Consider the following 26,344-nt stretch of genomic DNA (forward strand, 5'->3'; position numbering starts at 1 on the left):
GATCACAGACGATTCACGATGATCTTGCCGGTGTCGATGACGTCGGCGACGAACTGGACGGGGATGTTGACCGGATCGCATGTCAGATCGGCGTTCACCACGAATCTGATTCTGAGCTCCGCCGCATCGACCGTGTTGTCTCTCTCTATATGAAGCGATGCCTGGGCCAGCCGCGGCTCGTAGTTCGTGATCGCCTGCTTTAGTTCACCGGGAATGTGGTTGACGCCAATCTCATCGATCGTGCGATGAGAAATATCGGGAATGCCGAAATTGATGATCGATCTGCGTGCGTATGGAAAATCATCCATCTCGATGGTTGATTCCAGCGCCACCGTATTGAGCAGAGCCTCCAGATCGCGGGAGACCTCGCGCCGCAGCAGGTCCTCGGTGATGACCTGTCGGCCCCGCACGCGACGGCCGGCAATAATACGATCGCCGGCCTCGTTGCGTAGATCGGCTTTCAGGGCTGCGTCCTTGGCTTCATGCGCCGCGCGGAACGCGTACATCAGCGGCGGGCTCAGGCGGGACTTCTTCGTTACATCTGCCATGCCGGACCCGATCCGATTGCCACCAAACAAAGTCTGTCCGCGTCACGCATCTGGCGCCCTTGCGCGGAGCGAGGGCGCCTCGAATGCGCGATCATCAACTGATCTTCTGAGACTGAATATCGAACCCGAAATCCGTCGCTCCGCCGGCATCGCCGGTGTCCTGCTGCAGCTTGTAAGTCTGCTTGAATTCCGCGAACACTAGCGAAACAGTCTCATGAAGAATCTGCTCGGAACCGGAGCCGCTCCAGGATACGTTGCTGACCATGATGTCCTTGAGGTCGATCGTCAGATAATCAACCTTGCTGTCACCATCCAACTTTCGGCAGGTGATTTTTCCTGAACCGATATGTTTGCCTGTCGCACACGCCTTGAACAGCGTGATCGAGGCCTTGTCGCAAATCTTGTTGACGTGAATGGAGCTGAAATTGGCCTGGGTCGATTGCCCACCCTGACCGACCTTGAACGAGGCAGGATTGTCTACGCTCCAGCCCCAACTGTTGATTTCGATTTCGTTCGGATGGGCGAGGTCTTGCGATTCACCCTGCACGTCGTCAAGCTTCAAGAACATCTCGGCCATTTATTCATTCTCCAATGTCAACGCCAAGGTTTGATGCGACCGCGTCTTCGCCGTCCGTTCGGTGTCAGTACGGCTCGGCTATTTGTCGGTATCGATCGACGACAGGTTCAATCGCTTTTCACTTTGCGATTGGCAGTCGCGAAACCAGTCGAAGGCCGATATCCATTCCTTCAAGCTGAAAATGCGGCCGCAACTCGAAGGTCGCTGAGTAATAGCCGGGGTTCTCTTCGTTCTCGACGATGTTGATCTTGGCGCCGGCGAGCGGGCGGCGGCATTTGGTTGCTTCGCTGGAGTTCTTCGGATCAGCATCGACATATTCGCTGATCCAGTTGGTCAGCCACTTCTCCGGCTGCTCCTTCTCGTAGTAGGAGCCGACCTTGTCGCGAACCATGCATTTTAGATAGTGCGCAAAACGACAGACCGCGAACATGTAAGGCAGCCGGGAAGACAGGTTGCTCGATGCCGTTGCCTGAACATTGTTCTGGTAGGCTTTCGGCTTGAACAGTGATTGGGCGCCGATAAATGCCGCGCGATCGGTGTTCTTGCGGTGAATGAGCGGGATCAGTCCCGACTTGGCCAGTTCCGCCTCACGGCGGTCGCTGATCGCGATTTCGGTCGGGCACTTCATGTCGACGCCGCCGTCATCGGTCGGAAAGGTGTGAGACGGCAGGTCGTCGACCTCGCCGCCCGATTGCACGCCGCGAATGCGGGCACACCACCCGTGCTCCTTGAATGCCCGGTTGATGTTGGCAGCCATCGCATAGGCTGCGTTCATCCAGGCATATTTCTCGCCCCGATGACCGTCGGTGTCCTCCTCGAAGGCGAATTCGTCGACGGGTTCGGTCTTCGAGCCATATGGAAGACGCGCCAGCACACGCGGCATGCACAGCCCGACATATCGCGCGTCGTCGGAATCCCGCAGAGACTTCCAGGCCGCATATTCGGGCGTGTCGAACAACTTGCTGAGGTCGCGCGGATTCATGAGTTCGTTCCACGAATCCATGCCCATTAGGGTCGAATCTGCGGCGGCAAAGAACGGCGCATGCGCCGCAGCCGCAATCTTGCTGAGGTCGCGCAGAAGCTGCACGTCGGTCGGCATGTGGCTGAAATAGAAGTCGCCGACCAGGCAGCCATAGGGCTGCCCGCCGAGCTGGCCGAATTCCTCTTCGTAGATCTTCTTGAACAGCGGGCTCTGGTCCCAGGCTGCGTTGGGATACTGCCGAAGGTGGCGATACAGTTCGTTTTTGGACACGTTCATGACGCGGATTTTAAGCATCGCGTCGGTCTCCGACTGGAAAACCATGTGCTTGAGGCCGCGCCAGGCGCTTTCGATCTGCTGGAACTCGGGCGCGTGAATGATCTCATTCATCTGAGCGGACAGCTTCTTGTCGAGCTGAGCGATCATCTCTTCCAGCGTATCGAGAACGTCCGCCTTGATCAGGCTGGTGTCCGCAAGTGCCTGCTCAACTAGCGTCTTGACGGCGTTCTCGACTTCCGTCGCGGCCCGTTCCGTCCTTGGCTTGAAGCTTTTTTTAAGCAGTTCCTGAAATTCGTCCGCTTCGCGTGTTTCGACCAGCGCACCTTGTTCGGCGTGGGCTTTTTCAGTCGCCATGACTGGACTTTCCAATGTTCGGGTTCGTTAGGTCGTACCGTTACCTTCGCCGCCCTTGTCGGTTGCGCGATTCTTCACTGCGGCCATGAGCTCAGGATCGGACAGCAGCTTGCGCAGCCGATCCTCTGCCGCGACTTTGCCGTCCATGTACCGAACGAGGTTTGCAAGCTGCGTTCGCGCTTCGAGCAGCTTGGCGACCGCGGGCACTTGTCGTGCGACGGCCGCAGGCTCGAAGTCAGCCATCTTGTTGAAACGCAGGCTGACGCCGATCTTGTCGCCACTGCTGTCCGAGAGCTTGTTGTCGACCCGGAAACTTACGCCCGGCTGAATGGCCGCCATGCGCGCGTCGAGATTATCCATGTCGATATCGAGAAATTTGCGCGCGTGCATCTCGTCCTTTTCAACACCTGGCGTATTGCCGGACAGATCCGACATCACACCCATGACGAAAGGAATTTCGACCTTTTCTTCGGCGTTCGCCGGATTTTCGTAGGTGATATGAACCCGCGGAGGGCGATTTCGGCGAATAAATTTTTGACCACTGTCTTTTGCCACGCGCTGTCCCCTGTTGGAACCGGCCGCCGACTAAACATGCAGCAATTAGAAGTAATTTTTTGCTGCGCGTCAATCGGCGAGTCCTGCACCTCTATCGAACTCATCGCACCGGCCACTGATGGCCGTTAGAGGTAGTAGCGCGAACCGGTTCGAAGGTTCACTTGTCCGACGCGATATTTTTCAGAGCGGCTTTCGGCAACACATCCCGCAGGACGCTCATGAAATCCCGTTCCGCGAGCGCGCGTGCGCGGTCGCACAGCATGGGAATGGGACTTGAGGGCTCGGAGTGCCGGAAGAACCGTTGGACCTGATCGAGCAATGCGATGGCCTGCGACCGGCTCGCGACCCGGAACCGCGGCGTTGATCCGGCCGCCGCATCGGGTGTAGCTGCCTCGGGCGTGGAAGTGATTGGCGAGACTGCGGAAAGTCCCGACAGCTTTCCGACAGGAAGTTCGAATACCTGGTCGCCGCCGATCAGGAAGGCGGCCTTGTCCATCTGGGTCGGCACGAGAATGGACAGCACTTCGTAAAACGATTTTCCGATCAGCAGATGCGCCTGGCGGACCAATGGCAGGATCGGACTGGAGGGTTCGAACTGACTGTAGTAGCTGGCAATTGCGGCAAGCGCCTCGCTGGCTTGTGCGAGCGTTCCCGGCGCTTCAAATGTGGACGATCGCGCACTGGCGTCGCTGTCTGGAGCAGAGTCCGCGGCATTCCCTTCCGCGGGAGCGGCTTGTTCACGCTCAAGGCCATTCGGGTCGATGAACAGCGAGATCTTGCCCACCAGCGCTGACAGGTTTTCGAGCCCCGGCGTAACCTGATGGAGCGCAAGCGCATTGCGTATCTGCGCCAGGGAGCCCCTGAGCGATGTAAGAGTTCGTCGTGCCGTCGCCAGCGCGTCGGCATCGGTGTCACTGTGGGCTTCGACGATGGCGGCCGGCGACAGCTTGGTCTCGCCGGGGCGCGGAGCCACCTCGCCCGTGGCGATCATCCAGCCGCGATAGCTGATCGGTCCAGACCGGCGGGTGTCGAACAGCGGCGCATACTGAAGAGGAAAGATGGCCATCGGGCCATCGAGTTCGGACAGCGCGGTCTCGCGCATGAGGATGTCGCCGTCCTGCGGACGCGGGTGAATGTCATCCCAGTACCGATCGAGCCAGGATGCGATCGAAGCCACCGTGTCGGAGAAGCCGGCGAGATCCCTGTTGAGAATAGAGAGTCGCGCATTCAGCGCCATCAGGCGAAGGTCTCTGGTGCGATCGAAAAGCGGCGCCAGCGCGGCCAGTCGACCGGGCAGATCGATCGTCGTCCGGTCGAATGGCTTCTTGTCGTCCAGCGAAAAAAACGACGTAGGCAGAATGCCTTCGGTATGAGCGACATAGTTGAGATAATCGGCGTCGCCGTCCATGTCGAGGTCCGGTCCGCACGGATCCGTTGCGCTGAGAGGCTGCCAAAGTCCGGCGAGCACCGGCACGTCCGCCGCATCCAAAGCCGGTTCCGGGGCCGATTGATCTTCGTGCAAAGGCGGATTGGAGACGAGGTCAACTTCCGTCACGACTCGCCTCTCCGTCATTTCCTCCAGCGAGGTGCTGGAGTCGATGCTTGCACGATGACACGTCAGGTCGCCATTCAATTAGGATAGCAGATCAGGAAGCCCTGCCCAAACGGCTTCGTCGTGTAGTAACTGATCGGACGCTTCACATGCGCGCCGCGAAAGACAAAGAGTGAGCGATCCGTATTATTCAAGAATACCGGAAAGACATCATTCTCAAAGTGATAATTTGGATCGCTGGAGGGGTCTGGGAACCATGGCTCCATCGCAGTAACGGTGCTGGTCGTCAGATCGATGGCATGAATGACGTTGACATGTCCGCCCAGGACGCCGGCCCGGAACGCGATGATGAAGGGAAGCTTCGACGGCACAAAGTATTGGCTGACCGCCGTCGGCCCGACGCTGTCACACGTTATGCGGACGTTCTGGCGTTCGTAAAAATTCCGCAGGTTCGTCAGCGACATCGTGCCGTCCGAATTCCAGATGTGGGCTCCCAGGACCATGAGCGTGGACTGGGAGATTTCAGTACGGTCCGGCAGCGCACGTAGCCACCAGGCCAGGCAGGCGGCCCAGCACATGGTCGCATCCATCTGGCCTTCCGGCCTGACGCCGGAATCGTTGCCTGGCAGTGAACCATCGGCCCGCGTTACCTGTACTTGCAGGCCGACATTGATGTACTGGCCGCCGACGGGGCGTGCTGGCGGTCCCGCCGGAAAGCGCAAGTCGCCCCGAAACGGTATCAGGCCGACATCGAGCAGGGTTGTTCCGATCGCATTGCCGCGAAGGGAGATCACCTGCTGGCCGCCGGCCGCGCGCATCCGGATGTCATCGTTCTTGACGACGTTGTCATTGTTCGAGGTGACGCCGAGCGAGGTTCCCGTTCCGGCGGGGCCGATCAGCAGGATATCCCGCGTTTCACCCACCGGGATCTGCATCCGCCAGATCGATCCGGGCTGCCTGCCGTCGGTGTCGTACCCGGCCGGTCCGGCATTCGGCGGTTTTGCGAAGTACACCAATGAATCGCCCATAGGCAGGCCCTCCGCGCTGACGTCCCGATATGCGCACAACTTGATCTTGCGCTGACTCTATATTGGTCCCGATCCCAGCCCGTTGGTTCAAATCCGGTTGGTGCCACGATCGCAGAATGCCCGGTTCAACAATAACCGTGAGATCCATTGAACCAATACCGGCGCTGCGCGACAAATGACTTGATGCCTTGCGATGTCGGCAGGTCGTATTGTCGGGCATGCTCTCCAGCCCAACAGGCTGGCGGCTGCGGTATGGGAATGGATGCGATGCCCGGAAGAATGATCTGGCACGACAAGCGGCTCAAGGGAACGCCTCCACCGATCGCCCCTAATATTCACGTCGTCGATAAAGACACCGATCTCGGTGGTTCGATCGGCTGGATTGCGCATTATGCCGGCTCGCAGAACGGCCTCGATGAGCTGCTCGTGATGTGTCACGGGTTCGAAGGAAACTTCAACATCTCGCAGCAGATATCGACCAATAGGCGGGTCGGCGGGTTTGGCTTGCAACTGTGCCGTGAGGGGCTGAGTCTCATGACTGTCGGCAAGACCATGGCCTGGAAACGCGGCAGTGGGCTGATCCGACGTATCACGGTCTATGCCTGCGGAACTGCGCAGACCGGTCCCGGCAATGCCGGCACTTACGCCGATGGCAAGCGTTTCATGGGCGAACTGGCGATGGCCAGCGGCGCCTACGTGATCGCCGGCCGCGATGCCCAGGCTTACAATCCGGAGTCGGTTCGCATGAATTCCCCGCTCCCGATCGACTTCGGCGACTGGGAGGGACCAGTCTATCTGTTCGATCCCGCCGACGGCAGCGCAAGACCCTGTCAGCCCGGGCCCATGATCTGACGGCCGTCCGATATCGTTACACCAGGCCAGCAAGACTATAGTCGACCAGGGAAAGCAGATGCAGGAGCGAACGACGGCAAACATCAGGCCGCGGTCTCGGGCCGACGCTGACAATTTCAGCGGGTTTAGTCTGCTTGGCGCGACGCGCGAGAGTTTTCGGCTTTTTCGGAACTTGCGAACGGGGCATTGGCCCGAGCCGGTGAGGGCCTGACCTGTTCGATGATGGATGTAGCTTCCTTATAAGGACGAGAACCAGATGGGACTGCTCACTCAGGATGGCCGCGTTGCAGAATTAACGACCCCGCTGGGCAAGAACGTCCTTGTTCTGATGAAATTTGAGGGCACGGAGGCGCTGGGCGAACTGTTCGAATTCCATGTGGACGCGCTGAGCGAGGACGAGAATATCGATTTCGACAAGGCGCTTGGACAGTCATGTACGATCAAGCTGAAGGCCTATGAAGGCAAGGTCCGGATGTTCGATGGTATCCTGGCGCAGGCCCAATGGGTCGGAAAGTCGGACGATTTCTTTCATTACAAGCTCGTCCTGCGGCCGTGGTTCTGGATGCTGGGCTACAAGGCCGACTGCCGGATCTTTCTCGACAAGGACGTCAAGGACATCATCCGCGAGGTCTTCACCAAGGGCGGCTTCAACGATTTCGAGTTCCGGACCACGGCGGACTACGACAAGATTCATTACTGCGTGCAGTATCGTGAAAGCGATCTCGCCTTTTGCCATCGACTGATGGAAGAATACGGCATTTACTACTTTTTTGAGCATTCCGACGGCAAGCACACGATGGTGCTGGCGGACTCGCCCTCGTCGCATCGGCCGAATCCGCAGGTTCCCAAGCTTCCGTTCATCTACCTGAGCGGTGTCGAACTCCGCCTCGACCAGCACCTGTTCGGCTGGATATCGGAACGCCGGTTCCGTACCGGAAAAGTGGAGTTCAACGACTATGACTACCTGAAGCCGAACAAGAAGTTGCGCGCGCCTAACGAGGCCTCGGAGAAATATGCCTTCTCGAAGCTTGAGGTCTACGACTATCCGGGCAAATACGACGAGGAGAGCAAGGGCAAGAAGTTTTCCAGATTCCGGCTCGAGGCCGAACAAGCCGTCGATCACCGCCGCCTGGTCGAGGGCGACGCCGCTTCGCTTTTTCCGGGAAGCCTGGTCGACGTCGAGCGCCATCCGGTCTCGTCGGAAAACCAGTCCTATCTGGTGCTGCGTTCCACCCATCGGTTCGGCACCCAGCACTATCGCTCCGGCTGGGGCAAGGAGGCCGATCAAGTCTATCACGGGGAATACGAGTTCGGTACCAAGAACCGCCCGTTCCGCATTCTCCCGGATACGCCAAAGCCCTGCATCTGTGGCATCCAGACAGCCAAGGTGGTCAGCAAGAAAGGTGAGGAAAGCGAGGAGATCAGCACCGACGAGAACGGCCATATCTGGGTTCAATTCTTCTGGGACCGTGAGCCGAAGAAGTCATGCCCGGTGCGTGTGGCACACGCCTGGTCGGGAAAGAAGTGGGGCACCCAGTTCATCCCACGGGTCGGCATGGAGGTTGCTGTGGCCTATCTGGAGGGAGATCCCGATCGCCCGCTGGTCATTGGCTGCATCTACAATGGCGACAACAAATTTCCTTACGAGCTGCCGGCCCACAAGACCCAGTCCGGTACCAAGTCGGATTCGACGAAGGGCCATAACGGCTACAACGAATTCATGTTCGAGGACAAAAAGGGCAGCGAGCTCATTCGCATGCATGCGCAGCAGGATCATCTCGTCGTGATCAATGCCAACCAGACTGGCAAGGTCGGCACGGTCGACCTCGACTCTCCTGCGCTCGGCGGCGACCAGACCTGGACCGTCGGCGGCAACCGCTCCTGGACGATCCAGAAGGGCGACGACAGCGTCGAAGTGCAGATGGGCAGCCAGATCATCAACATCGACATGGGCGCCCAGAGCACCACCGCGATGATCTCGATCGAGGATTCTGTGCTGATGAGTTCGGTCACGGTGATGCCGGCAACCGTCAACACCGAGGCGCCGATGATCAACCGGCTGGCGCAGGCCATGATCAACGATACGGCCGGGGCGATGATCAATATCACGGCGCCCATTATCCACCTCAACGGAGTCGTGCTGATCAACGGCATGATGCCGGTCGTCATCCCCATCCCGGTCGGTTGAGTTTTATCTGGAGTGTAACCCGTTGGGAGTTCAAGAAGTTCGGATGTCTCGCGCTCGTTTCCCCACCGTCCAGTCGTTGCTCGAGACCTTTCCCGAACTTGCCAAGGGAGCCACGAGCGCGGCCGTCCACGACACGCCGGTGGCGCATCTGAAGAAGCTGCTGGCGCAGGACAAGCTCGAGGAGGCAATCAATTTTTGTGCCCACTTGCTGCCACGTCGGGAAGCGGTCTGGTGGGCCTGTGGCAGCGTCCGGATGCTGCTTGGGGACATTCCCCGCGATCGCGCGGCTTGTCTGGTCGCTGCGGAGAAATGGGTCGAACGGCCCAGCGAAGAATTGCAAAAGACGGCGCTGAAACTCGGAACCGAAAGCGACAGCAACGACGCGTTGAGCTGGCTGGCGTTGGCCGCGGGTTGGGCCGGCGGGGTGATGCTCGCAAAGTCCGATGGTCCTGTTCCCATGCCGCTTTACCTCACCGCTCGGGCGGCGCGCGTCGCCATACAGCTCGCCGCCGTCGGCATGCAGAAAGCGGAGCGCGCCGATCGGTTGAAGCGATGTCTCGCCGAAGGCATCAGGCTCGCGGAGAAAAATCTGTGAAGTATCGCGCACTACGCAGAAGTGTCGTGACGGGCAATTCCTCCGTCGCTTGGGTGCATGGAAACGCCTTGAACGCGGAACGGAGTAGACCTAAGATTTCAAGCGACGACTACGCTCTCCGTAGTGCGGGAGGACGGTTCGATCAATTCAGATCCCATGCCTGCGAGCTAGTCGAATGACTCTGACGCTCCGGATCGACAACGAGACCAGCCTGCCTGATGGCGGTCCGTTGAGTGTTTCGATTGCCGGCAAACGTGGGGTGGATATCGGTCGCGATCCCTATCTCGACTGGACCCTTCCGGATGCGACGCGCTTTATCTCCGGCAAACATTGCGAGGTGAGGTGGCACGACGATGGATACTGGTTACACGACATTTCGACCAACGGCACGTTTCTGGACGGAGAGGATAGCCGCCTCAGGGGGCCGCACCGGCTCCGCAATGGTGACCGTTTTCTGATCGGGCGATACATTATCCTGGTCGAGCTCGATGAGCAGGAACCACCGGCGCTGCAGGCAACATCGGGTAGCGGCGCGAGCACCAGTTACGGAGAATTGTGGGACGCGCCGGGCGACGCGGCGCCGCCGATAGATCCGCGAATGCTGAAAGCGCCGCGGGATATGTCGCCGGTGAAGCCCGATTTCCTTGACTGGGCAATCGATGTGCCCTCGGTGCATCCTTCCGCAACGCCCGGTGTGCAACAGCCACTGCAGCAATCCGCGGCCGAGGTCTGGAACTCCGATACGGAGGAGAGCTGGTCGCAGGCAACGCCGAAACCGCCGCCTCCGCCCCCCGAACTGGTCCCGGTTCCAACGCCGCGTCGACCCGTATGGATTACGGCTGAACCCGATGGCCCGTGGGCCGCCCCGCTGTCAGCGAAAGCCGAACTCCAGCACGAGCGCCGTGGCAACGTCTCGGCGCCGGCAACGTCCGCCCCCGTCGATGATCGCGTGCCGGCTGTGCCCGCCATGCCTATCGAACCGCCGACGCGCACGTCAGCCGACGTCGCGCTCGGCGAAGCGTCCGACTTTATACGCCTCGTCGCACGCGGTGCCGGCCTGGACGACGAGGCGCTGGCGAGCCGTGATCCTTCCGAACTGGCCAAGGAACTCGGTGAGCTTTTGCGGCTGGTGACGGACAACATGAAGCAACTGCTCGAAGCACGTCAGCACGCCAAGCGTTTGGCTCGCAGTTCGAACCAGACCATGATCAAGGCGCTGGAAAACAATCCGATCAAGTTTGCTCCGACGACCGACGATGCGATGCGCATTATGTTCGGCAAACCGACGCGGAGCTATCTCGATGCGCGAAGGGCGCTTGCAGAGGGGTTCGACGATCTGAAATTGCACCAGATCAAGACATACACGGCCATGCAGCAGGCTCTGAAACTGATGTTCTCAGCCTTCGATCCGGCGAGAATCGAAGCGGACTTGCAAAAGGATCGAGGATTCATCGGAGCCATCGGATCGCGCAAGGCGCGACTGTGGGACAGTTACGTCACGGGCTGGCAGACACGGATCGCACGGCACGAGGACGGTGTACTCAACGCTTATATGGAGTTGTTCGCCGAATGCTACGATCGCGAGGAGCGGCGCGACTAGCGTCGCCCTCTTGACTGGCGTCGAGTCGCCCACGGCGGCGGGCGTGCGAAAACGGGATGACAACGTGCTTGAGAAGTTCGATCGGCATTTGCTGGAAAAAGAATAGGTCGGTTCGAGAATGTCCTGGTACTCCAAAGTGGCGTGGACAGAGGGCTTGTTTCTTCGTCCTCATCACCTTCAGCAAAACGACCGCTACCACGAGCATGCCCTGGAATCCCGGGTACGGTATGTTACGCCATATCCTTGGGGCTTCTCGCATCTGGAAATCGACCGCGATCTGGCGCAGCAAAGCAAATTTGCTCTCCGTCGCGCATCCGGAATCATGCCGGACGGAACGCCTTTCGACATACCGGGCGACAGCCCGTTGCCGGCACCCATCATCGTGCCCGATACGGCTTCGCAACAGATCGCATATCTTTCGATGCCGGTGGCCGCTGCCAATATGCGTGAGGCGGACGATCGGGAGAGCGACAGTGCGGCGCGCTTCATGATCGGCGCCGAGACTTTCATCGACTCGACGTCGTCGTTGCGGATCGAAGAGGAGATCGACGTCGCCTTCCCGCGGCTTGGCTTTGAACTGCGGAAGACGGCCAAGCCCGGCTATATCGGCCTTGGCATCGGCCGGATTCTCGAGGTACGCGACAAGCAGATCGTCTTCGATGAAAAATACGTCCCCCCCGTTCTGATTTGCGGGGCCCACCCGGTCGTGGACGGCTGGATGGATCGCGTCGTCGGCTGGATCGACAACAAGCTCGAAGAACTTGCGCGTTACGCGGCGGATCCCACCGCCGGCGGCGGCCTGCAGAGTGTCGACTACTTTGTTCTGCAACTGCTCAACAGGCATATCGCGGTCCTGAAACACTTTCGGCAGTCGGGCTACCTGCACCCGGAACGCCTGTTCGAGGAGTTTCTCCGTCTGGTCGGGGAATTGGCGACCTTCGCGACTCCGGAGCGCCGCGCGCGTGAATACCCGGCTTACGATCATGACGATCTGGAGAATGTCTTCGGCCCCGTGATGCGGGACCTCCAGGAGTTTCTCGGCGCGCGGCTCGGCCGCCGCGCGATCCGGCTCGAACTCATCGAACGCGCCGCCAATGCGTTCGTGTCCACAATCCGCGATCGCTCGCTGTTTCGCAACGCGACATTTGTTCTGGAGGTCGCGGCGCGTCGGCCTCTGACCGAAATTCAGAGCCAATTCCCGCAGCCGCTGAAAGTCGGGCCGAATACCAAGATGAACGAGATCGTGCATGCCCATCTTCCCGGCGTACCGCTCGTCCACCTCCCGACGCCGCCGCCGCAAATCCGCGCCATCACCGACCACGTCTATTTTTTCTTTGACCGAAAGTCGCCGTTGTGGCCTGAATTCTCGACGGCGAGTTCGATCGGACTGCACTTTTCAGGCGATTGGCCCGAACTTGAACTAGAGTTGTGGGCCGTTCTGGAAGATCGGCGATGAGTGACAAGGTCCCGCCACGAGGCCCGTTCGGCGTTCCCAGCGAGCGGACGATCGTTCGGCCCAATCCGGGTGGGCGGCGGCCGGAGGCGCCCGCTTCACCGGGCGCTCCGACGCCGGTCGGTTCCGGCAGTCCGCCGCCGCAGGCCACGCCGGCGGTCGGAGCGCGCTACGTGCCGTCGGGCGCACCCGGTGATTCCAACTCCGACGAATGGATCCTCACCGAACGGCAGCAACAGGCGCCGCAAACAGGCCCGGCAGTTTCGCCCGTCAAGATCGACGAACTGGTCGCGCCCAACGAGAACCCGATTCTACGTTCGGCCGGTCCGCTGTTGCTCCTGCTCGGTCGTCTGCGCGTCGCACTCGCGCGGGCGTCGTTTGCCAGCCTGATGGAGCAGGTTGCAGATGCCATCATCTTCTTTGACAAGGACATCCGTTCCGCCGGCGTCTCGGAAACGCATGCGAACGCAGCGAAGTACATCATCTGCGCCACCGCCGACGATATCGTTCAGAATATTCCGACCGAGGACCGCCACGTCTGGACCCAGTACAGCATGCTTAGCCGCTTCTTCGGCGAGCGCATTGGCGGCGTACGATTTTATGAGGAGTTGACGCGGTTAAAGCAGGACCCTGTCGTCAATTATAATGTGCTCGAACTGCAACACACCTGTCTGGCGATCGGCTTTCATGGCATCCACCGCACCTCGGCCGGCGGCGTCGCCACTTTGCAGCAGATCCAGCGTGATCTCTACGAGACGCTGCGCCGGGTCCGTCCCAAGGCCTATCGCGAATTGTCGCCGCGCTGGCAGGGACAGAACCTCGCAGGCCAGACCTCGCGCGTGCGGGTGCCGTGGTGGGCCGTGCTTGGCGTGACCGGCCTTGCGCTGTTCGGCGTTTATTTCGTGTTGCTTTACTGGCTGACCGGTGGAGCCGACATCGCCGCCGCCGCGCTGGCGAACATGCACGACACCGGTAAGCTGTCGCTGACCCGCAAGGTTCAATTGCCGGCGCCGCCGCCCTATGTGCCGCCGCCCGAGCCCGACACGATCACCCAGCTGCAGCGCATCTGCGCGGCGCTGAAGCCCGAAGTAGCGGCCGGCAAGGCCGCCGTCGAACAGACCGCTAACCAGATCATTATCCGGGTCGGCAACGTGCTGCTATTCAATTCGGGATCGGCCACCGTCCTCGACGAATTCAAGCCGATTTCCGAGCGTGTCGCGCAGACGCTCGACAAGGAGGAGGGCTTCATCAAGGTGATCGGCCATACCGACAGCACGCCGATCGGCGCCAGCAATGTCCGTTTCCCTTCAAACTACCAATTGTCGGTGGAGCGCGCCAAGAGCGTCGTGGCGCTGTTCAGCAAGTCGCTGGCCAAGCCGGATCGGCTGCAGAGCGACGGCAAGGGTGAGACCGCGCCGATCGCCGACAACAAGACCGCCGAGGGACGCGCCAAGAACCGGCGCGTCGAGATGTTAATTCCACGGACAGATACCGGCCCGGTCACAGAGCGGACCTGCCGCCAATGAAGGGCATCGCATCCAGAGACGTTATCCGGATCGTGCTGTCGGGGATCGGTCTCACCTCGATTTGCGCCCTGATCTATTTCCTCGGACCGCTGATCTCGATCGGCGGCTATCGCCCGCTGGAGAGCTATGTCGGCCGCGAAATGGCGATTCTGGTGGTCGGCGCGATCTTTGCGTCGGTGATGACCTTCCGCTGGAACCGACGCAAGAAGGCGGCGGCGAAACTCTCGGAAGGGATTGCCGAGGCCGACAAGATCGAGGACGATACCGACGTCCTCAAGGATCGCATGAAGGACGCGCTCGCCACGCTGAAGACGGCGAGCGGCGGCAAGGCCGACTTTCTTTACGACCTTCCGTGGTACGTGCTGATCGGGCCGCCGGGCTCGGGCAAGACCACGGCGCTGGTCAATTCCGGCTTGAAGTTTCCGTTGTCGCGGGGCGCGACGCCGAAGGCGATCGCCGGCGTGGGCGGCACACGTTACTGCGACTGGTGGTTCACCGAAGACGCCGTGCTGATCGATACGGCCGGTCGCTACACGACCCAGGATTCCGACGTGAAGGCGGACAAGCAGAGCTGGTTCGCGTTTCTGGATATTCTCAAGAAGAACCGGCCGCGTCAGCCGATCAATGGCGTGCTTGTCGTCATTAGCCTTGAAGACCTGATGACGCTGGACCCCGGCGAGATCGCCGTCCATGCAGATGCCGTCCGGGCGCGGCTGCTCGAGTTGCACGACCTCCTCAAGGTCGATTTCCCGGTCTACGCGCTGTTCACAAAAGCCGATCTGGTCGCCGGATTTCGTGAGTATTTTATCAGCCTCACGGACGAGGGCCGCCGTCAGGTCTGGGGCGCGACGTTCCAGACGGATGACAAGACCCGCAACCTGGTCGGCAATGTTCCCGCTGAGCTCGACGCGCTCGTCGAGCGGTTGAACTACGATCTCACAGATCGATTGCAGGAGGAGCCCGCGCCTGGAAATCGCGTTCTGCTGTATGGATTTCCAACTCAGATCTCTGCTCTCAAGGGCCACCTGTTCGATTTTCTCAATCAGATATTCGAGCCGACGCGGTATCATGCCAATGCGACGCTACGGGGATTCTATTTCACCTCGGGCACACAGCAGGGCACGCCAATTGATCGGCTGATCGGCGCGCTCGCGAAAAGCTTCGGGGCGGAGCAGGTCGGTGCGCAGGCTTATTCCGGTCTTGGCAAGAGTTTCTTTCTCACCGACCTGATCCTCAAGGTGATCGTCGGCGAGGCCGCCTGGGTTTCGACCGACCGCGCTGCCGTCCGTCGTGCCCGCATCGTCAAAGCCTGCCTGTATTCGCTGGTATCATTGGTCGCCATCGCCGCGACGGCACTGTGGATCGTCAGCTACACGCGCAACCGCGAGCTGATCTCGCGCACGCAATACGCCGTTGCCGAGTACAGTCAGCAGGCCGGTCCCTATGCGCATGAGACGGTGATCTCCGACCGCGACCTCCACAAGGTGTTGCCGCTGCTGTTCAAGCTGCGCAACTTGCCTGCTGGCTACGCCAGCCGCGGCACGCCGGTGCCGCTGCTGGCGACGTTCGGCCTCAGCCAGCGTGACCGGCTGCAGAATTCGGCCGCGCAGGCCTATCACATCGGCCTGGAGCGGCTGTTCCGGCCGCGGCTGATGTTCCGCCTCGAAGAGGTGCTCGATGCCAACAAGGGCAATCCCGGACAGCTCTACGAGCCGCTCAAGGTCTATCTGATGGTTGCCGGCCTGCAGAAGACCGACCGCGATCTGGTGGTGACGTGGATGCGCAACGACTGGAGCGAAACTCTCTATACCGGCGCCTCCAATGCCGACGGCCGCAAGGCGCTGCTGGAGGAGATCAACGCGATGTTCGATCTCGAAGGGGGCGATGAGCCGCTGATAGAGCCGAACACCGGACTGATCGACGAATGCCGCCGCATCCTCGCGCGGCTCAATATCGCCGATCGCGCCTATCAGCTGCTGAAATCGCAGGCCCGCCCGGCGATCGCGCCCGACTGGGTCGCGGCGCGGCGCGGCGGTCCGGATTTCGCCACCGTGTTCGAGAGCGCCAGCGGCGATAATGTCGAGGCGGTCAGCGTGCCCGGCTTCTATACCTATGCCGGCTTCCAGCGCGCTTTCATCGACAAGCTGCCGACCATCGCGGAGCAGTTGAAGAGCGATAACTGGGTGCTGGGCGACGTGGGCAAGATCGACGCCATCACCTCGCAGTTCGACAGCCTGAGTGCGGACCTGCTGCGGCGCTATTCGCGCGACTTCGTGGCCGCCTGGAAGCAGGCATTCGATCGGCTGCGCATCCGCCCGCTCAACGGCGGCAAGCCGAAATACGAAGCACTCAACGCGGCTGCGGCCACGACCTCGCCCGTCCGCCTGCTGATCGAGTCGATCCGCGACGAGACCGCGCTGACGCGCGAGCAGAAGGACGCCAAGGAAAAAGACGGTGCGAAGAAGGACGGCGCATTGCCGTCGCTGATCACCTCGCAAGGCGGCTCGCCGGGCGCCAGCATCGAGGCAGAGTTCAAGCCATTTCATCAGGCGGTGGAAGGCGACGGAGCGCGGCGGCTGATCGACGTCATCGTCGGCGATCTCACTGCGATCAACAACAGCCTGCAGACGCTGGTGCTCAATCCCGCGCAGGAGCAGCAGGCCACCGCCGCACTTCGCGTCCAGGTCGCCCAGTTCAAGAACGATTCATTGCGGATGCCGAACCCATTCAACAACATGCTGCTGCAATCGGCGAATTCGTTCGAGAACACCATCGCCAACGACACCTACCGGCAGATCCGCGACGAATTCCAGAAGTTCGTCTATGCGCCGTGCCAGAGCCTGGCGACCGGCCGCTACCCGCTCGACCGCGGTGGCCGCACCGAGATCGGCCTCGCCGATTTCGGAAGGCTGTTCGGCGGCAACGGCTATTTCGACGGCTTCTTCAAGAAATACCTCGAACCCTATGCCGACACCTCGACGCGCGAATGGAAGTGGCGGCAGGAAAATCCGGTTGCCAAGCAGATGTCGGCGGAAACGCTGCGCCAGTTCCAGCGCGCTTCGCAGATCAAGGACGCGTTCTTTCCGACCAACGGCAACGTGCCTTCGATTAGTCTCAGCGTCACCCCGCCGCTGCTGCCCGTGACGGGTTTGACCGCAAAGCTCGAGATCAATGGCGTCGCCGCCACCTCGTCCAATCAGCAAAACCCGGCGCCGATCGCGGTCACCTGGCCCGGCGCGGGCGGCAAGACAGCGGTGTCGCTGGCGCAGGAGCCGGCGGTGCCCGGCACGCTGCCTTCGGAGATCGCCGGCGGCACCGGGCAGTGGGCGCTGTTCCGGCTGCTCGACAAGGCCTCGAAATCGGCGCGACCGAACGGCGTGTTGGCGAGCTGGATCGTCGGCGGTCGCGAGGTGGCGTTCCAGATCGGCACGGGAACGGTGGTCAATCCGCTGCGGCTGCCGGCGATGTCCGAATTCAAATGTCCGACTACGCTGTGAGACGACATGAACTGCAGCCTCTACGGTAAGCTTCCGTCGAAGCGCGATTTCGTCGCGGTCCGGGCGCCGCGCGCTTTTCTGGGTGCGTGGGAGCCGTGGCTGCAGGCGGCGATCTCGTCCTCGCGCAACGAACTCGGCGAGGATTGGCAATCGGCATTCCTGATGGCGCCGATCTGGCGCTTCTGGCTTGGCTCCGACCTTTGCGGCCGCAGCACGATCGGTGCCTTCATGCCGTCGCTCGACGGTGTCGGCCGCTATTTTCCGCTGACGGTGTTCGCCTGCGCGGATGACGGCGCATCCATTGCTCCACCCGAGCTCGACCCGCAGGAGAGCTGGTTCGCCGCGGCTGAGACCTTTTTGATGTCGGCCCTCGATCAGGATACGACTTACGACGTCGTATCGGCTCGCCTCGACCAGCCGATACCTCCGGCGCAGGGAGGGGCCGCCCTGCCGCAAACCGGTTCGGCCTTCGATACGGCGGCCTTTGCGGCTGGCGACGGTATCCTTGACGGAACGTTCGAGGCGCTGCGTCTGCGTCAGCATGACGACGTCTATGCCGCTGCGTCGTTCTGGTGGACGATCGGCGGCGAAAGCTATCCGCCTCGCGCCCTGGCGGCCAAACACATGCCCGACCCTTACATTTTCTCGCGAATGCTGACCGGTCAATTCGCGGCAGCATGACCGGGGAATGCCGATATGGGGAACGAAACCGCATGGATGAACCGACGTCGCGAATATTAGTCGGCGCAGCCACCCATGTGGGCAACGTTCGACGACGCAACGAAGACAGCTATCTCGTTGCAACCCATCGTGGACTATGGGCGGTTGCCGACGGCATGGGGGGCATGACGCAGGCGACGTCGCAAGCCGGGTCGCAGTCGAGGAGCTGAATGCGATACCGGCACCGGCAAGCGCAGCCGAACTGCTCGCGAGCTGCGAGGCGCACATGGTCATCGCCAACAGTCGGCTCAGGCAACTGGCTGACGAGCGTGGCGCGCTCATCGGTACCACGATTGCCATCCTGCTGGTATTTGGTGGATCCTATGCCTGTGTGTGGTCGGGGGACAGTCGAATCTATCGCATTCGCGGCGCCGCCATCGAGCAAATATCGATGGATCATACGGAGATTCAGGAGTTGATCTCTGAGGGCAAGATCGGCACCGAGGAGGCGGCGACCTGGCCGCATCGCAATGCGGTCACCCGGGCAATCGGCGTGTTCGAATCTCCCGAACTGGAAATAAAAAGCGGTATGTTGGAGCCCGGCGATGGCTTTGTCATTTGCAGCGACGGCCTTACGGCTCATGTCAGCGACGAGGAAATTCTCGCGCTGGCCGGAAAAAATCCGGCGCAGGTGGCGTGCGATCTGCTGCTGCAGCTCACGCTCGATCGTGGCGCGTCCGACAATGTGACACTGGTGATCGTGCAGGTCGGCGCCGTATCGACAGTTCGGGCGGGGCAGGAATAGGTGGCATCGATATGTCCCAGCCAAGCGGAAGACGCAGACCTGCAACATGCGCGCGCGAAGGATCCCCCCAATGAAGCCTATGATCGTTTTGACATTCGCAGGCGTGTTGCTCCTGTCGGCATCGGGGCCGGTGAGGGCGCAGTCGACTGTGGTCAGAGGAACGAGCGGCTATCTGTCAGAATGGGATTTGAGCGGCCGGGTGACCATGACGTCGGAACGGAACGGTCGCTCCCTGGCCGGCATGTTGACGATGACCCATACAGGGCTCTGCAGCCCCGAAGGCCCCGTTGAGAAGACCGCCGAGTTTCGCGCCAGGATCATTGGCGCGCGACCATTGGCACGTATCGAGGGAGCCATTGTGCTGGAGGGGGCCGTCTGCACGTTCGGCGGGCCGCTGGCGGGCCGCTTTGGCGGATCGATGGACTGCCCCGACGCGAAAGGCGTTCCGGTGACGCTGACGATACAGTAAATCGGCTTATAAGCCGGGGCTGCCAATGTCGTTACGGCGGGGAAGATTGACGCGAACCTTGAGCAGGTCTTTGGCCTTATCGCGCTCGCGCTCGCGCGCGCCGGCGAGCGAGAAAGTGCCATCCTCCCGTTCCCGTAAGGGCCGTGTGAAATTCCAGCCCGCCGAAGCGGGCGAGAAAAAGCCGAACGCTTGTGCCAAAAGTGTGCCAGCCGGCACAGGCTTTCACGATGCGTTCTGGTCGAAACAGCGCGTTCTGGCTGGTATAGCCGAAAGCCCGGCCGATCGCAGGGGGGGCAGGCAAATGCTTGATGTTGTTGGCTTATTTAAGGAAGGGGAATGGTGCTGCCACACAGGATCGAACTGTGGACCTCTCCATTACCAATGGAGTGCTCTACCACTGAGCTACGGCAGCATGCGGATGCAGGAATCAGCCATGGGCGACCTGCTCGGCGGGGCGATCCTTGCCACATGCTCTCAGGCCACGCAAGCGCCGCGGCCGTCGAACGGGTCATTATCCGCCAGCCGTCAGGCAACGGCGGCCGCCATCCGCATCCCATGGCTAGATTCGGGGCCGGGGCGGTCCGGCTCCAACGAGATCCCAGGGCTTTGGCCAGCCGTGGCCGCAGCCGCGCCGGGCCCACCGGTGATAAGGTCGCACCCCGTCCGCCGGGTTTGTTGCGGGCGCGAAGCCAGTGCATATTTACCGGCCACCGGGCCGTCACCTGACCGAGCACCATGCCATGACCGATGCCAAAACCGACGCCAAGCCAGACGCCAAGACCGAACGCCCGCATGTCGCTGCCCGGCAGAACCGGTTGCGCGAGGCGCTGCGTGCGAATCTGAAGCGGCGCAAATTCCAGGCCCGTGGCCGTGCCGATCAGCCGCCGGAGCCGGCGGGCGGCCCGGCCAGCGATAGCAATGACCCGCGTACAGACAGGATGGAGCAGGATGGCAACGACTAGCGGCACGGCGGACACTTCGATGCCGGACTCCTCCACAGCGGCCGGCGCCGTCGGCCTGGCCCGCGGAGTTGAGCTGCATCCGCGCCACGATCAGGCCTTTCCGACCCTCACGCCGCCCGAAATCGAGCGGATGCGCCGTTTCGGCGAGGTAGTCCGCTACAAGGATGGCGACATGCTGTTCGAGACCGGCAAGCCCGGTCCCGGCATGTTCGTGATCCTGTCCGGCCATGTCGCCATCACCCAGCTCGACGGGCTCGGCCATGTCACCCCGGTGGTGGAGCAGGGCGCCGGCCAGTTCATGGCCGAGATCGGCCAGTTGTCGGGTCGTGTGGCGCTGGTCGACGGCCAGGCCGAAGGCGACGTCGAAACCCTGCTGATCCCGCCGGAGCGGCTGCGCGCGCTGCTGGTGGCCGAGGCGGATCTCGGCGAGCGCATCATGCGGGCGCTGATCCTGCGCCGGGTCAGCCTGATCCAGGGTGGCGCCGGCGGGCCGGTGCTGATCGGGCCGCCGAACGCGCCGGACGTCATCCGGCTGCAGGGCTTTCTTACCCGCAACGGCTATCCGCACCATCTGCTCGATCCGGAGTTCGACAAGGACGCCGCGGATCTGATTGCGCGCTATACGCCGACCCCGCGGGATCTGCCGCTGGTGGTGGTGCCCGACGGCACCGTGCTACGCAATCCCTCGGTCTCGGACCTGGCCCGTACCATGGGCATGATCGGCCATATCCCCAAGGGCAAGCTCTACGACGTCGCAGTGGTCGGCAGCGGTCCGGCCGGCCTGTCGACGGCGGTGTATGCGGCGTCGGAAGGGCTGTCGGTGGCGGTGTGCGATTCCCGCGCCTTCGGCGGCCAGGCCGGTGCCAGCGCCCGCATCGAGAACTATCTCGGCTTCCCCACCGGGATTTCCGGCATGGCGCTGACGGCGCGGGCCTATAACCAGGCGCAGAAATTCGGCGCCGACATCATGATCCCCATCACCGTACAGTCGCTGGACTGCGGCCGCGACGACGGCGCCTTCGCGCTGGCACTCGATGACGGCGAGGAACTGCGCGCCAGATCCATCGTGGTGGCGTCGGGCGCACGCTACCGCCGTCCGGATATCGCGCAACTCTCGGATTTCGAGGGCCGCGGCGTCTGGTACTGGGCTTCGCCGATCGAGGCGCGGCTGTGCAAGGAGCAGGAGATCGTGCTGGTCGGCGCCGGCAATTCGGCAGGGCAGGCCGCGGTGTTCCTCGCCGCCCATGCCGCCCGCGTTCACATGGTGATCCGCGGCGGCGGCCTCGGCGCCAGCATGTCGCGCTATCTGATCGAGCGCATCGAGGCAACGCCGAACATCGAGTTGGTGTTCAATACCGAGGTGGTCGGGCTCGAGGGCCAGCCGGAGTCGGGGCTTTCAGGCGTGCGCATCCGCAGCCGGCTGTCCGGCGGCGAATCCGCCATGGAGATCCGCAACCTGTTCCTGTTCGTCGGCGCCGATCCGGCCACCGGCTGGCTCGGCGGCTGCGGCGTGACGCTGGACCGCGGCGGCTTCGTGACGACCGGCGTCACGGCCGACGGCGAAACCGCGTCGGCGCTGGAAACCTCGGTGCCCGGCGTGTTCGCGGTGGGCGACGTCCGCTCGGGCTCCGTCAAGCGGGTCGGCGGCGCCATCGGCGAGGGTGCCCAGGTGGTCGCGGCGCTGCACGGATTTCTCGGCGACACGGCAAAGCCGGCGCTCTAGTCTTTTGTTGGAGCATGATCTTTTCCGAAAACCGGGATCCACTTTTCGGGATCATGCTCTAGGATACCGGTTGCGACGTTCAAAAAAAGCAATCCGGAGGAATGCAATGGCCCAGGTTCTCGTGCTCTACAAGACGCCGACCGATCCCGCTGCTTTCGACAAATATTACGCGCAGACGCACATCCCGCTGGCCAAGAAGATTCCCGGGCTCAAGAAATACGAGATCAGCCAGGGCGCCGTCGCCACGCCGGCCGGGCCGTCCGGCATCCATCTGGTGGCGACGCTGACCTTCGACAGCATGGCGGCGATCCAGGCCGGCCTCGGCAGCGCCGAGGGCCAGGCCGCGGCCGGCGATCTGCCGAATTTCGCCAGCGGCGGCGTCGATCTGCTGATGTTCGACACCAAGGAAGTTTAAGCGCCTGAAACCCGAACGGAGATGACCGTGGCCAAACCCTGCCTGCATCTGAAAGACATTCGCGATGTCACGCCCAGCGCGCTGGGTTGCGAGGAGTGCCTGAAGAGCGGCAGCGTTTGGCTGCATCTGCGCATCTGCCGGACTTGCGGCCATGTCGGCTGCTGCGACGATTCGCCGAACAAGCACGCCACCAAACATTTTCATGCCACGCAGCATCCGATCATCGAAGGCTACGATCCGCCGGAAGGCTGGGGCTGGTGCTACGTCGACGAGGTGATGTTCGACCTGTCGAACCGCAAGACGCCGCATAACGGCCCGATCCCGCGCTACTACTGAAGCGCTTGGCTCCGTGTCCCGGACGCGATGCATCGCGCCCCCTCGGGGCGTGGTGCTTCGCAGAGCCGGGACCGTACCAGACGCCGGAGTTCGTCACGGTCCCGGTTCTGCGGAGCAGCGTTTCACGCTGCCCCGCGCCCGGGACAAGCCATAGTTCGCTCTGTCACCTCGGCCACGCCCGCATCGCCAGCTCCGCGGTCTTCTGCAGCTCCTTGCGGGTGGCGCCGTCAGCGGACTGCACCGCCATGCCGCAGATCACCGCGCGCAGATAGCGCGCGAGGTCCGCGGGGCTGGCGTCCCTGGGCAGGTCGCCTTCGGCCCTGGCGCGCTGCAACCGCTTGCGGATCAGCTCCTCGGCCAGGACTCGCCGCGCGCTCTGGTCCTCGCGGATCGCATCGCCGGCCTCGCCGCAGGCCAGCGCGCCCTGCACGCCGAGACAGCCTTTGGGGTTTTGCGCAGCGCCATGCAGTGCCACCGCGCCGGCCAGCAGTTGCTCGGCGACCTCGCGCGCGGTCGGCGCCAGCAGCGCCTTCGGCGTATAGCTGCCGTGGCTGGCCTCGTAGCGGTCCATCGCCTTGCGGAACAGCGCTTCCTTGCTGCCGAACGCGGCGTAGAGGCTCGGCGGGCTGATGCCCATGGCCGCCGTCAGGTCGGCCAGCGACGCGCCCTCATAGCCCTTACGCCAGAACACCTGCATGGCGTTTTCCAGCGCGGTGTCGGCGTCGAATGTGCGTGGGCGTCCTGCCATCTGGTGTCCTTTTGCGCTGGCACGGTCAGTCGTCTTGACAGCATCGGCCAAACGTAATTACGTAGTGGTCATTACATAATTACGGATATGGGGTTTGTCATGTCGACCATGCTGAAAAATTTCTGCGCCGCCGTGATCTGCATCATGGCTGCGGCAGCCATCACGGGGCCGGTCGCGGCGCAGGCGCCGCAGAGCCGGTTCGCCGAGGCGAACGGCGTCCGGATGCATTACCTGATCGCCGGCAAGGGCGATCCCATCGTCCTGCTGCACGGCTATGCCGAGACCAGCCGCATGTGGCTGCCGCTGATCGCCAAACTCGCCGCCAATCATACGGTGATCGCGCCGGACCTGCGCGGCTTCGGCTCCTCCGCCGCGCCCGCCGACGGCTACACCAAGGCGGCGATGGCGCGCGACGTTCATGCGCTCATAACCGGGCTGAAGTATTCGAAGGTCAAGATCGTCGGTCACGACATCGGGCTGATGGTGGCCTATGCCTATGCCGCGCAATATCCTGCCGAGGTCGATCGCATCGCGCTGATGGATGCCTTCCTGCCCGGCGTCGGTGACTGGACCCATGTCTGGCTGCTGCGCGATCTCTGGCATTTCCACTTCTACGGCAAGACGCCGCTGGCGCTGGTCAGCGGACGCGAGCGCATCTATTTCGAACATTTCTGGAATGATTTCGCCGCCGACCCGAAGAAGTCGGTACCGGAAGCCGATCGCGTGTTCTACGCCAAGGAATACGCCAAGCCCGGTCATATGGCCGCCGGCTTCGAGGTGTTCCGCGCCTTCGAGAAGGACGCCGCCGACTTCGCCGAATTCGCCAAGGTGAAACTGCCGATGCCGATGCTGGTGCTATCAGGCGATAAGGCCGGCGGCACCTTCCTCATCGAGCAGGGCCGCATGGTGGCGACCGATGTGGACGGCGTCATTGTCAAGGGCTCCGGCCACTGGCTGATGGAGGAAGCGCCGGACCAGGTCATCCCCAGGTTGGTCGCGTTTCTCAACAGGTAGGCTCCCTGCGACAAAATAAAGCATGATGCTCAACCTTTATTGATCGGTTCGCACGCAAGTGATGCGTTGCGTGCGTCCGGCACGTCTGGCAAATCCGGAAATCGCCCGGTACCATAGGGTGTATTTCAAGAGGGGGTGCATCATGGTTCTCGGTATGAGTCTGGCAACATTTACGTTGCTCCACGTCATCATCAGTCTGGTCGGCATCGTGTCGGGGCTTGTCGTCCTGTACGGACTGTTCGGCTCCAACCGGATGAGCGGCATGACCGCCATCTTCCTGGTCACCACCATCCTGACCAGCGTTACCGGTTTCCTGTTTCCGTTCACCCGGCTGTTGCCCTCGCACATGGTGGGCATCCTCTCGCTGGTGTTGCTGGCGGTGGCGTGTTTTGCGCTCTACAGCAAGAACCTGGTCGGCCCATGGCGCTGGATCTATGTGCTGACCGCGATGGTCTCGCTGTATCTCAACGTGTTCGTGCTGGTCATCCAGAGCTTCCTCAAGGTCGGCCCGTTGCATGCGCTGGCGCCGAGCGTGCCGCCGTCGGAGCCGCCCTTCGCGATCGTGCAGGGTGTCGTGCTGGTGTTATTCGTCGCGGCTATCGTTGCCGCGGTGAGAAAATTCCGCCCGCCCGCGGTGATCGCTTTCTGATCCCTGCACTGCAAGGGCGCGCCGCCGAGGCGCGTCGCTTACGCAATCCATCCATCCACCGAGCAAGGAAAGGCTGCTGCATGCCATTTGTCACCACGAAGGACGGCGTCGATATCTTCTACAAGGACTGGGGCACCGGGCAGCCGATCGTGTTCAGCCATGGCTGGCCGCTGTCGGCGGACGACTGGGATCCGCAGCTGCTGTTTTTCCTGAGCAAGGGCTTTCGCGTGATCGCCCATGACCGCCGCGGCCACGGCCGGTCCAGCCAGGTCGGCGACGGTCATGATATGGATCACTACGCCGACGATCTGGCGGCGGTGACCGCGCATCTGGATCTGAAGGATGCGATCCATGTCGGCCACTCCACCGGCGGCGGCGAGGTCGTGCACTACATCGCGCGCCACGGCGAGAGCCGCGTTGCCAAGGCGGCGATCATCAGCGCGGTGCCGCCGCTGATGGTGAAGACCGCCGCCAATCCCGGCGGACTGCCGAAGGACGTGTTCGACGGGCTGCAGGCGCAGCTCGCCGCCAACCGCGCCAAATTCTATCGCGATCTGCCGGAGGGCCCGTTCTACGGCTTCAACCGGCCGGGCGTCACGGCGATCGAAGGCGTCATCGCCAACTGGTGGCGGCAGGGCATGATGGGCGGCGCCAAGGCGCATTACGACGGCGTCGTCGCCTTCTCGCAGACCGACTTCACCGAGGACCTCAAGAAGATCACGGTGCCGGTGCTGGTGATGCACAGCGAAGACGACCAGATCGTGCCCTATACCGATGCCGGTCCGCTGTCCGCAAAGCTGCTGAAGAACGGCACGCTGAAAACGTACAAGGATTTTCCGCACGGCATGATCACCACCCAGGCCGAGACCATCAACGCCGACCTGCTGGCCTTCATCAAGGGCTGAGCTGGCCGTTGGTCCTTGCTCTCTCTCCCGCAAGCGGGAGAGAGCATTCCTTGCATGCGGCGTCATCGACTCCAG

Annotated in this window: 25 protein-coding genes and 1 tRNA gene; 17 read left to right on the plus strand and 9 right to left on the minus strand. The window is 62.1% G+C overall.

Annotated elements, in window-relative coordinates; translation table 11 throughout:
- Positions 1–2: 2 nt before the first annotated feature.
- The 6 genes from tssE to ACUXVA_RS09115 all read right to left on the minus strand — a co-directional run bounded on the left by tssE (position 3) and on the right by ACUXVA_RS09115 (position 5,872).
- Positions 3–548 (minus strand): type VI secretion system baseplate subunit TssE, encoded by a 546-nt coding sequence (gene tssE, locus ACUXVA_RS09090; RefSeq protein WP_265080604.1) that lies wholly within the window; start codon positions 546–548, stop codon positions 3–5.
- Positions 549–642: 94 nt separating this feature from the next.
- Positions 643–1,125: an Hcp family type VI secretion system effector gene (locus ACUXVA_RS09095; protein WP_265080603.1), complete on the minus strand. Its 483-nt coding sequence runs from the start codon at positions 1,123–1,125 to the stop codon at positions 643–645.
- A gap of 118 nt (positions 1,126–1,243) precedes the next feature.
- The gene (gene tssC / locus ACUXVA_RS09100; protein ID WP_445491729.1) at positions 1,244–2,737 is read right to left on the minus strand and encodes a type VI secretion system contractile sheath large subunit; all 1,494 of its coding nucleotides are present in this window, start codon (positions 2,735–2,737) and stop codon (positions 1,244–1,246) included.
- A gap of 27 nt (positions 2,738–2,764) precedes the next feature.
- Entirely contained in the window at positions 2,765–3,292 is a 528-nt protein-coding gene (gene tssB / locus ACUXVA_RS09105; RefSeq protein WP_445491731.1) for a type VI secretion system contractile sheath small subunit, read from the minus strand.
- Between the two features lie 157 nt (positions 3,293–3,449).
- Positions 3,450–4,847, minus strand: a complete 1,398-nt coding sequence (locus tag ACUXVA_RS09110) for a type VI secretion system protein TssA (protein WP_445491734.1) — start codon at positions 4,845–4,847, stop codon at positions 3,450–3,452.
- Positions 4,848–4,921: 74 nt separating this feature from the next.
- A complete protein-coding gene (locus ACUXVA_RS09115; protein ID WP_265080600.1) occupies positions 4,922–5,872 on the minus strand; it encodes a hypothetical protein in 951 nt (316 codons plus the stop codon).
- Positions 5,873–6,139: 267 nt separating this feature from the next.
- Here ACUXVA_RS09115 and ACUXVA_RS09120 point away from each other — a divergent pair, with 267 nt between their 5' ends.
- The 10 genes from ACUXVA_RS09120 (at position 6,140) to ACUXVA_RS09165 (ending at position 19,517) form a co-directional block, all read left to right on the plus strand.
- On the plus strand, positions 6,140–6,724 hold the full coding sequence (locus ACUXVA_RS09120; protein ID WP_265080599.1) for a hypothetical protein: 585 nt from the start codon (positions 6,140–6,142) through the stop codon (positions 6,722–6,724).
- A 256-nt stretch (positions 6,725–6,980) separates the two neighbouring features.
- Positions 6,981–8,912, plus strand: a complete 1,932-nt coding sequence (locus ACUXVA_RS09125) for a type VI secretion system Vgr family protein (protein WP_265080598.1) — start codon at positions 6,981–6,983, stop codon at positions 8,910–8,912.
- A gap of 43 nt (positions 8,913–8,955) precedes the next feature.
- Positions 8,956–9,507 (plus strand): DUF6931 family protein, encoded by a 552-nt coding sequence (locus tag ACUXVA_RS09130; protein WP_265080597.1) that lies wholly within the window; start codon positions 8,956–8,958, stop codon positions 9,505–9,507.
- Between the two features lie 175 nt (positions 9,508–9,682).
- Positions 9,683–11,107: a type VI secretion system-associated FHA domain protein TagH gene (gene tagH, locus ACUXVA_RS09135; protein WP_445491738.1), complete on the plus strand. Its 1,425-nt coding sequence runs from the start codon at positions 9,683–9,685 to the stop codon at positions 11,105–11,107.
- Positions 11,108–11,225: 118 nt separating this feature from the next.
- Complete coding sequence (gene tssK / locus ACUXVA_RS09140) at positions 11,226–12,563, plus strand: type VI secretion system baseplate subunit TssK (protein WP_445491740.1); 1,338 nt, start codon at positions 11,226–11,228, stop codon at positions 12,561–12,563.
- Positions 12,560–14,086 carry a type VI secretion system protein TssL, long form gene (gene tssL, locus ACUXVA_RS09145; protein WP_265080596.1) on the plus strand — a complete coding sequence of 509 codons (1,527 nt, stop codon included), beginning with the start codon at positions 12,560–12,562 and terminating at the stop codon, positions 14,084–14,086. Before tssK ends, tssL begins: the two co-directional genes overlap by 4 nt.
- Positions 14,083–17,583, plus strand: a complete 3,501-nt coding sequence (gene tssM, locus ACUXVA_RS09150) for a type VI secretion system membrane subunit TssM (protein ID WP_445491743.1) — start codon at positions 14,083–14,085, stop codon at positions 17,581–17,583. The genes tssL and tssM overlap by 4 nt, the downstream gene beginning before the upstream one ends.
- Before the next feature lie 6 nt (positions 17,584–17,589).
- Entirely contained in the window at positions 17,590–18,264 is a 675-nt protein-coding gene (gene tagF, locus ACUXVA_RS09155) for a type VI secretion system-associated protein TagF (protein ID WP_445491745.1), read from the plus strand.
- Positions 18,265–18,400: 136 nt separating this feature from the next.
- The gene (locus ACUXVA_RS09160) at positions 18,401–19,048 is read left to right on the plus strand and encodes a PP2C family protein-serine/threonine phosphatase (protein ID WP_445491747.1); all 648 of its coding nucleotides are present in this window, start codon (positions 18,401–18,403) and stop codon (positions 19,046–19,048) included.
- A 70-nt stretch (positions 19,049–19,118) separates the two neighbouring features.
- Positions 19,119–19,517: a hypothetical protein gene (locus ACUXVA_RS09165; RefSeq protein WP_265080592.1), complete on the plus strand. Its 399-nt coding sequence runs from the start codon at positions 19,119–19,121 to the stop codon at positions 19,515–19,517.
- Positions 19,518–19,523: 6 nt separating this feature from the next.
- Here ACUXVA_RS09165 and ACUXVA_RS09170 read toward each other — a convergent pair whose 3' ends face one another.
- Positions 19,524–19,733, minus strand: coding sequence for a hypothetical protein (locus ACUXVA_RS09170; protein ID WP_445491750.1), 210 nt, complete (start codon positions 19,731–19,733; stop codon positions 19,524–19,526).
- 121 nt (positions 19,734–19,854) lie between these two features.
- Positions 19,855–19,929, minus strand: a tRNA-Thr gene (locus tag ACUXVA_RS09175).
- A gap of 328 nt (positions 19,930–20,257) precedes the next feature.
- Here ACUXVA_RS09175 and ACUXVA_RS09180 point away from each other — a divergent pair.
- From ACUXVA_RS09180 to ACUXVA_RS09195, 4 genes are all read left to right on the plus strand, one after another.
- The gene (locus tag ACUXVA_RS09180) at positions 20,258–20,479 is read left to right on the plus strand and encodes a hypothetical protein (protein ID WP_265080583.1); all 222 of its coding nucleotides are present in this window, start codon (positions 20,258–20,260) and stop codon (positions 20,477–20,479) included.
- Entirely contained in the window at positions 20,466–22,202 is a 1,737-nt protein-coding gene (locus ACUXVA_RS09185; RefSeq protein ID WP_445491752.1) for an FAD-dependent oxidoreductase, read from the plus strand. The genes ACUXVA_RS09180 and ACUXVA_RS09185 overlap by 14 nt, the downstream gene beginning before the upstream one ends.
- A gap of 106 nt (positions 22,203–22,308) precedes the next feature.
- On the plus strand, positions 22,309–22,617 hold the full coding sequence (locus ACUXVA_RS09190) for an EthD family reductase (RefSeq protein ID WP_265080582.1): 309 nt from the start codon (positions 22,309–22,311) through the stop codon (positions 22,615–22,617).
- A 27-nt stretch (positions 22,618–22,644) separates the two neighbouring features.
- On the plus strand, positions 22,645–22,953 hold the full coding sequence (locus ACUXVA_RS09195; RefSeq protein WP_413776404.1) for a UBP-type zinc finger domain-containing protein: 309 nt from the start codon (positions 22,645–22,647) through the stop codon (positions 22,951–22,953).
- A gap of 163 nt (positions 22,954–23,116) precedes the next feature.
- Here ACUXVA_RS09195 and ACUXVA_RS09200 read toward each other — a convergent pair whose 3' ends face one another.
- The gene (locus ACUXVA_RS09200; RefSeq protein ID WP_265080580.1) at positions 23,117–23,701 is read right to left on the minus strand and encodes a TetR/AcrR family transcriptional regulator; all 585 of its coding nucleotides are present in this window, start codon (positions 23,699–23,701) and stop codon (positions 23,117–23,119) included.
- Positions 23,702–23,800: 99 nt separating this feature from the next.
- Between ACUXVA_RS09200 and ACUXVA_RS09205 the strand changes: the two genes are divergently transcribed.
- The 3 genes from ACUXVA_RS09205 (at position 23,801) to ACUXVA_RS09215 (ending at position 26,269) form a co-directional block, all read left to right on the plus strand.
- Positions 23,801–24,715, plus strand: coding sequence for an alpha/beta fold hydrolase (locus ACUXVA_RS09205; RefSeq protein WP_265080579.1), 915 nt, complete (start codon positions 23,801–23,803; stop codon positions 24,713–24,715).
- A 142-nt stretch (positions 24,716–24,857) separates the two neighbouring features.
- Entirely contained in the window at positions 24,858–25,364 is a 507-nt protein-coding gene (locus ACUXVA_RS09210; protein WP_445491755.1) for a hypothetical protein, read from the plus strand.
- An 80-nt stretch (positions 25,365–25,444) separates the two neighbouring features.
- Entirely contained in the window at positions 25,445–26,269 is an 825-nt protein-coding gene (locus tag ACUXVA_RS09215; RefSeq protein ID WP_265080577.1) for an alpha/beta fold hydrolase, read from the plus strand.
- The last annotated feature ends 75 nt before the right edge of the window (positions 26,270–26,344 follow it).

The sequence above is a fragment of the Rhodopseudomonas sp. RCAM05734 genome, from assembly GCF_052658035.1.

What these genes read in the sequence shown, in the direction of transcription:
- ACUXVA_RS09160 (WP_445491747.1), top strand. Translation starts at nt 18,401, where the DNA reads ATGGGCGGTTGCCGACGGCATGGGGGGCATGACGCAGGCGACGTCGCA.
- ACUXVA_RS09185 (WP_445491752.1), top strand. Translation starts at nt 20,466, where the DNA reads ATGGCAACGACTAGCGGCACGGCGGACACTTCGATGCCGGACTCCTCC.
- tssE (WP_265080604.1), bottom strand. Translation starts at nt 548, where the DNA reads ATGGCAGATGTAACGAAGAAGTCCCGCCTGAGCCCGCCGCTGATGTAC.
- ACUXVA_RS09180 (WP_265080583.1), top strand. Translation starts at nt 20,258, where the DNA reads ATGACCGATGCCAAAACCGACGCCAAGCCAGACGCCAAGACCGAACGC.
- ACUXVA_RS09130 (WP_265080597.1), top strand. Translation starts at nt 8,956, where the DNA reads ATGTCTCGCGCTCGTTTCCCCACCGTCCAGTCGTTGCTCGAGACCTTT.
- tssM (WP_445491743.1), top strand. Translation starts at nt 14,083, where the DNA reads ATGAAGGGCATCGCATCCAGAGACGTTATCCGGATCGTGCTGTCGGGG.
- ACUXVA_RS09120 (WP_265080599.1), top strand. Translation starts at nt 6,140, where the DNA reads ATGCCCGGAAGAATGATCTGGCACGACAAGCGGCTCAAGGGAACGCCT.
- tssL (WP_265080596.1), top strand. Translation starts at nt 12,560, where the DNA reads ATGAGTGACAAGGTCCCGCCACGAGGCCCGTTCGGCGTTCCCAGCGAG.
- ACUXVA_RS09215 (WP_265080577.1), top strand. Translation starts at nt 25,445, where the DNA reads ATGCCATTTGTCACCACGAAGGACGGCGTCGATATCTTCTACAAGGAC.
- ACUXVA_RS09210 (WP_445491755.1), top strand. Translation starts at nt 24,858, where the DNA reads ATGGTTCTCGGTATGAGTCTGGCAACATTTACGTTGCTCCACGTCATC.
- ACUXVA_RS09205 (WP_265080579.1), top strand. Translation starts at nt 23,801, where the DNA reads ATGTCGACCATGCTGAAAAATTTCTGCGCCGCCGTGATCTGCATCATG.
- ACUXVA_RS09165 (WP_265080592.1), top strand. Translation starts at nt 19,119, where the DNA reads ATGAAGCCTATGATCGTTTTGACATTCGCAGGCGTGTTGCTCCTGTCG.
- ACUXVA_RS09125 (WP_265080598.1), top strand. Translation starts at nt 6,981, where the DNA reads ATGGGACTGCTCACTCAGGATGGCCGCGTTGCAGAATTAACGACCCCG.
- tssK (WP_445491740.1), top strand. Translation starts at nt 11,226, where the DNA reads ATGTCCTGGTACTCCAAAGTGGCGTGGACAGAGGGCTTGTTTCTTCGT.
- ACUXVA_RS09200 (WP_265080580.1), bottom strand. Translation starts at nt 23,701, where the DNA reads ATGGCAGGACGCCCACGCACATTCGACGCCGACACCGCGCTGGAAAAC.
- ACUXVA_RS09190 (WP_265080582.1), top strand. Translation starts at nt 22,309, where the DNA reads ATGGCCCAGGTTCTCGTGCTCTACAAGACGCCGACCGATCCCGCTGCT.
- tagH (WP_445491738.1), top strand. Translation starts at nt 9,683, where the DNA reads ATGACTCTGACGCTCCGGATCGACAACGAGACCAGCCTGCCTGATGGC.
- tagF (WP_445491745.1), top strand. Translation starts at nt 17,590, where the DNA reads ATGAACTGCAGCCTCTACGGTAAGCTTCCGTCGAAGCGCGATTTCGTC.
- ACUXVA_RS09115 (WP_265080600.1), bottom strand. Translation starts at nt 5,872, where the DNA reads ATGGGCGATTCATTGGTGTACTTCGCAAAACCGCCGAATGCCGGACCG.
- tssC (WP_445491729.1), bottom strand. Translation starts at nt 2,737, where the DNA reads ATGGCGACTGAAAAAGCCCACGCCGAACAAGGTGCGCTGGTCGAAACA.
- ACUXVA_RS09095 (WP_265080603.1), bottom strand. Translation starts at nt 1,125, where the DNA reads ATGGCCGAGATGTTCTTGAAGCTTGACGACGTGCAGGGTGAATCGCAA.